We start from the raw sequence: 4,918 nt of genomic DNA, 5'->3' as shown, positions 1-4,918 counted from the left end.
TGAAGGAACGCGCCAAAAGGAACGCGCTAAGAAGATGTCCGACCTTCCATTTATCGAAATTTCCGTCGAAGATCAGATTCTTCGCCTGACTGAGCGCGATGGCATCACTGAATACCCGATATCCACTGCGCTGAATGGCATAGGTGAGCAAGAGGGCAGTGGCTGTACACCAAGAGGTTGGCACCGGATTTGTGCTGTCATCGGCCGTGATCAACCGATCAATGCTGTCTTTCGTGGTCGGCGTCCAACTGGCGAAATCTATTCTTCAGCGCTGGCAGCAGAACACCCAGAACGGGACTGGATTCTTTCGCGTATTCTCTGGCTTCAGGGGTTGGAAAGTGGGCTGAATCGCTTTGGTAACGTCGATTCCCAGCGTCGTTTTATCTATATCCACGGTACGCCGGATACTGAACCTATGGGCAAACCCTTGTCTCATGGCTGCATCCGTATGCGGAACAGAGATGTAGTGGATATGGCGGAGCGCATTCAAGCGGGGACACGGGTGTGGATTCAGGCCGCCAGTTTTCAGCGTATTTCGTGCATAAATTTGTGAGAGTATGATGCCTGAGACTTCCGTTTCTTTACCTGATTGTGATGCAGTTCCGAGTGCCTTATCGCAGGATGTCGGTGTTATTACCGACATTGAAGGTACTGCACTGTCTGCTGAAGATCGAAATTTTCTAAAACAGCCTGAAATTGCCGGGCTGATATTCTTTGCTCGAAATTACGAATCGCCAGAACAATTGAAAGCCTTGACCGCTGAGATAAAGGCGCTCAGGCCTGATCTTCTGCTTACGGTGGATCAGGAAGGGGGCCGTGTGCAGCGTTTTCGCGCCGGGTTTACCTTGTTTGAACCCATGATTCGTTATGAAGCGATCTTTGCGGAATCGCCAGAAAAGGCGCTCGAACTCGCTCGCAAGGGCGGTCAACTCCTGGCCTCAGAATTAATCGCTCATGGCGTTGATCTGACCTTTGCCCCGGTTCTGGATGTTGAACGGGATCTTTCACAAGTTATTGGTGATCGGGCTTTTGGACACACAGTGGATGCGGTTACTGCGTTGGCCCGAGCCTGGAGTGAGGGGCTTGCAACTGTGGGCATGACTGCGGTCGGAAAGCACTTCCCGGGACACGGAGCCGTTGAGGCAGACTCTCACCTGGAGTTACCCGTTGACCCGCGCCCTTCTGAAGCATTGGAAGCGGACATCGCGCCGTTTAAAACCCTGATCAGCGAAGACGTAATTCAGGGCATCATGCCAGCCCATGTGGTGTATCCTGCCGTCGATGCTGACAACACTGCGGGTTTTTCTCCGACCTGGTTACAGAGCATTCTGCGCGGGCAGCTCGGCTTCAAAGGCATCATTTTCAGTGATGACCTGTCGATGGAAGGTGCTGCCAGTGGAGGGGATTTTTACCAGCGGTCTATTGCCGCCGCTCAGGCCGGAGCCAACGCATTGGTGGTCTGTAATAACCGGGACGCAGCCAAAGATGTCGTCAGTGCGGTATCTGACTTATACCGAGCCGGGACTGGCGCTCTAACACTCGAATATTTAAAACCTGACAGCAACGGCGTCGTTCTTGGGGAAGACGATATTTCCGCAGTACGCAGGCTGCTGGGTTCTTATCAACTTATCAGAGACGATAATCTGTGAGCACAACGACTGTTAAAATTGCTGTTATTGGCGGCACTGGTTTAACTGAGCTTGATGGGCCTGATATCAGGCAGACATTGTCTGTTACCACGGAGCTTGGGCATCCATCTTCACCGATCTCAATCGGGCGCTGGCGTGAACAGGAGGTCGTATTTCTTGCGCGTCATGGACACCCTCACAAAGTTCCACCGCATAAAATCAATTATCGGGCGAATCTCCTGGCGTTGCAGGCACAGGGCGTCACGCACATTATTGCGGTCAACGCTGTGGGCGGTATTCATCCGGACATGGGCTCTGGCAAAATAGTCATTCCTCATCAGGTCGTTGATTACACCTGGGGACGGGAAAGTACTTTTTTTGATGGTGAATACCGTCCGCTTGAACATATTGATCTGACCCATCCCTACGATGAGCCGCTACGCCAGGCGCTGGTTAAAGCGTCCGCTAAGTGTTCAATCGATGCGCTTGATTTCGGTGTGTACGCAGCGACGCAGGGGCCAAGGTTAGAAACCATTGCTGAGATTAACCGCCTCGAAAAAGACGGATGTGATCTGGTCGGTATGACTGGGATGCCTGAGGCTGCACTGGCCCGGGAGTTAGGCATACCGTATGCGAGTATCTGCCTGGTGGTTAATCCGGCCGCCGGTAAGAGCGACGACCTGATTACCATGGATGAGATCCGTGCGGTGATCGACTCAGGTATGAGTGAAGTTCGCGATATTATCGCTGCCTCGTTATCACTGATCTGAATTGACTGTATTTTCTTCCGAGGCCCCATTCTCTGGGGCTTCTTCTTGTGATTCTTCCGGCTCTTCCCAAGGCGTTACCTTCACTACCATGCCCAGCAGGGGATGATCCAGATAATGCACTTCACCACTGCGCATACGACGACTGCGTTCAATTTTCGCTGCGCGTAAAGGAATCCATTCAGGCTCTGGCTCGGTAACTGGTTCATTGGTCAGCCCTTCATTCGATGGAACAATCATCATCTGACCTTCGGTGCCGGGCAGGGCGTCTGAATTATTCATGGTCTCAGGGGTGACAGCCATGGTCATGACACCATCTTCGGTAGCGTCGGCAGGTTCGTCAGAGAGCGGTGCTTCATCGGGGATGGTGAATATCAGCTGGTCAACTTCAAGGTCAGGGCGGATATGGATGTAGCGACTGCGATACAGGTTCAGGCTGCCGCTGACTTCGATACGGAAGTTTTCTTCCTCGTAACTGCCAGCGACTTCGTGATCATAGGCGTTGGCTGAGTCCTGAAGCTCTTCAACCCAGGCCTGGTGCCAGACTATTTTCATGTCGCTACGATAGCCAAAACGATTGGCTGCGTTTTCGAATTCGAGATCGTCGAGAAGCGTCACAGGTGAGGCGTTCTCAGTGCCTTCTTCCTCAGTGTTCATCTCCTCTGCCGTATCGCTTGTGAGATCTGACGATTGGTCTTCAGAAATCTGAAGTGCATCATTAGTGGCGCCGCCAGCCGTCTCTGTTTCGGCGTCCGGTGATGCTTCCTCTTCCAGTGCTGCCTGGATGGCTGCTTCTTCCGCGAGTGCGCGCTCCTTCAGCAGAGGCCAGTGCTCCTCACGAGCACTGTTTTCGTCGAGATAAGTGAACAGCATAACTTCGACACGATAGTATTCTGTCGCGTTTACAACGCTGGGCAGCATGCTCAGTGTCAGGCCCGCAGAAAGCAGGGCAGAGAGGGTTTTCACGAATTCGGGTCCTTCTGTAAATCAGTCAGAAGTTGATCAATGGTGCGGAAACGCTGGTCGAGCGTTTCCATATTAGCGTAGAAACGTAGCGAATTACCGTCATCCAGTTTATAGGCATCCGGGCGCGTCTGCACCAGCTTGATCAGAGTGAATGGGTTTATCTCGGTATCACGGCTGAATTCAATTTTGCCAGTACTGTCGTTGGCATCCAGTCGGGCAACGCCGAGCGGCTGCAATTTGAATTTGAGTGATGCAATCCGGAAAAGGTTCTTCACCTGATCCGGCAGCAGGCCGAAGCGGTCGATCATTTCGACCTGAAGCTCTTTCAGTTGATGATCGTCTTTCGCACTGGCAATGCGTTTATATAAGGTCAGGCGGCTGTTCACGTCCGGCAGGTAGTCATCCGGAATCAAGGCCGGAATGTGCAGATTTACATCGGCGCCGTGGGTCGCTGCCAGGTCAACGGACGGCTCTTTACCCGCGCGAATGGCATTGACCGCCTGCTCAAGCATTTCCATATAAAGCGTGAAACCAATGGTCTCAATCTGGCCTGACTGCTCATCGCCTAATAGTTCACCGGCGCCACGGATTTCAAGGTCGTGTGTCGCAAGCATAAAGCCTGCGCCCAGGTCTTGTGATGCGCCAATGGCATCCAGACGTTTTTCAGCATCTTTGGTGAGCTGCTTCGGTGGTGGCGTCAGCAGATACGCATACGCTTGGTGATGCGAGCGACCAACACGGCCTCGTAGCTGGTGAAGCTGCGCCAGACCGAACTTATCCGCACGCTCAATAATGATGGTGTTTGCTGACGGGATGTCGATACCGGTTTCGATGATGGTGGTACATACCAGCATATTGAAACGCTTGTGGTAGAAATCGCTCATCACGCTTTCGAGTTCGCGCTCTGACATCTGACCATGGGCGACACCAATACGTGCCTCAGGGATGGCTTCGCTGAGCTCGCGTGCGGTTTTTTCGATGCTCTTTACTTCGTTATGCAGGTAATACACCTGACCACCACGCAGAATTTCACGCAGAACCGCTTCTTTGGTAACGGTGTCATCCTGCTGGCGAATAAAGGTCTTCACGCTCAGACGTTTGGCCGGAGGTGTGGCGATGATCGACAGATCCCGGATACTCGCCATCGCCATGTTCAAGGTGCGCGGAATCGGCGTGGCGGTTAAGGTGAGAATATCGACTTCAGCTCTGAGAGCTTTGATTTTCTCTTTCTGGGCGACACCAAAGCGGTGTTCTTCATCAATGATCAACAAGCCCAGATGATCAAATTTCACATCTTTCTGCAGCAGCTTGTGCGTACCCACGACAATGTCGGTTTTACCCTCAAGCATACGGTCGAGGGCGGCTTGAGTTTCTTTCGCGGATTTAAAACGCGACAGCACATCGACTTTGACCGGCCATTCGGCAAAGCGGTCGGCAAAGTTCTGATAATGCTGCTGAGCAAGCAGGGTGGTGGGCACCAGAACCGCGACTTGTTTGCCACTCTGAACCGCCATAAAAGCGGCGCGCATGGCGACTTCAGTTTTACCAAAACCAACA

5 protein-coding genes are annotated in these 4,918 nt (G+C 52.6%); 3 read left to right on the top strand and 2 right to left on the bottom strand.

Going from position 1 to position 4,918, the window contains the following annotated elements:
• Window positions 1–34: 34 nt before the first annotated feature.
• The 3 genes from B2R29_RS05045 to B2R29_RS05035 are packed head-to-tail and all read left to right on the top strand — an operon-like array spanning window position 35 to window position 2,398.
• Complete coding sequence (locus B2R29_RS05045) at window positions 35–553, top strand: L,D-transpeptidase (protein WP_301180231.1); 519 nt, start codon at window positions 35–37, stop codon at window positions 551–553.
• Window positions 554–557: 4 nt separating this feature from the next.
• Entirely contained in the window at window positions 558–1,649 is a 1,092-nt protein-coding gene (gene nagZ / locus B2R29_RS05040; RefSeq protein ID WP_301180066.1) for a beta-N-acetylhexosaminidase, read from the top strand.
• On the top strand, window positions 1,646–2,398 hold the full coding sequence (locus B2R29_RS05035) for an S-methyl-5'-thioinosine phosphorylase (RefSeq protein ID WP_301180065.1): 753 nt from the start codon (window positions 1,646–1,648) through the stop codon (window positions 2,396–2,398). The genes nagZ and B2R29_RS05035 overlap by 4 nt, the downstream gene beginning before the upstream one ends.
• On the opposite strand, the gene B2R29_RS05030 is transcribed toward B2R29_RS05035, so the two are convergent.
• Both B2R29_RS05030 and B2R29_RS05025 read right to left on the bottom strand, forming a co-directional pair.
• Window positions 2,387–3,361: a CsiV family protein gene (locus B2R29_RS05030; RefSeq protein WP_301180064.1), complete on the bottom strand. Its 975-nt coding sequence runs from the start codon at window positions 3,359–3,361 to the stop codon at window positions 2,387–2,389. The two genes, B2R29_RS05035 and B2R29_RS05030, sit on opposite strands and share 12 nt — an antisense overlap.
• The coding region (locus tag B2R29_RS05025; RefSeq protein ID WP_301180063.1) for a TRCF domain-containing protein at window positions 3,358–4,918 on the bottom strand (1,561 nt) is incomplete at its 5' end. The genes B2R29_RS05025 and B2R29_RS05030, both read right to left, overlap by 4 nt.

This window comes from Thalassolituus sp. UBA3500 (assembly GCF_002377545.1).
Taxonomy (GTDB): Bacteria; Pseudomonadota; Gammaproteobacteria; order Pseudomonadales; family Oceanobacteraceae; genus Thalassolituus.
The sequence above is the reverse complement of the archived record's forward strand: the minus strand, read 5'-3'. Positions and strand labels throughout refer to the sequence as shown.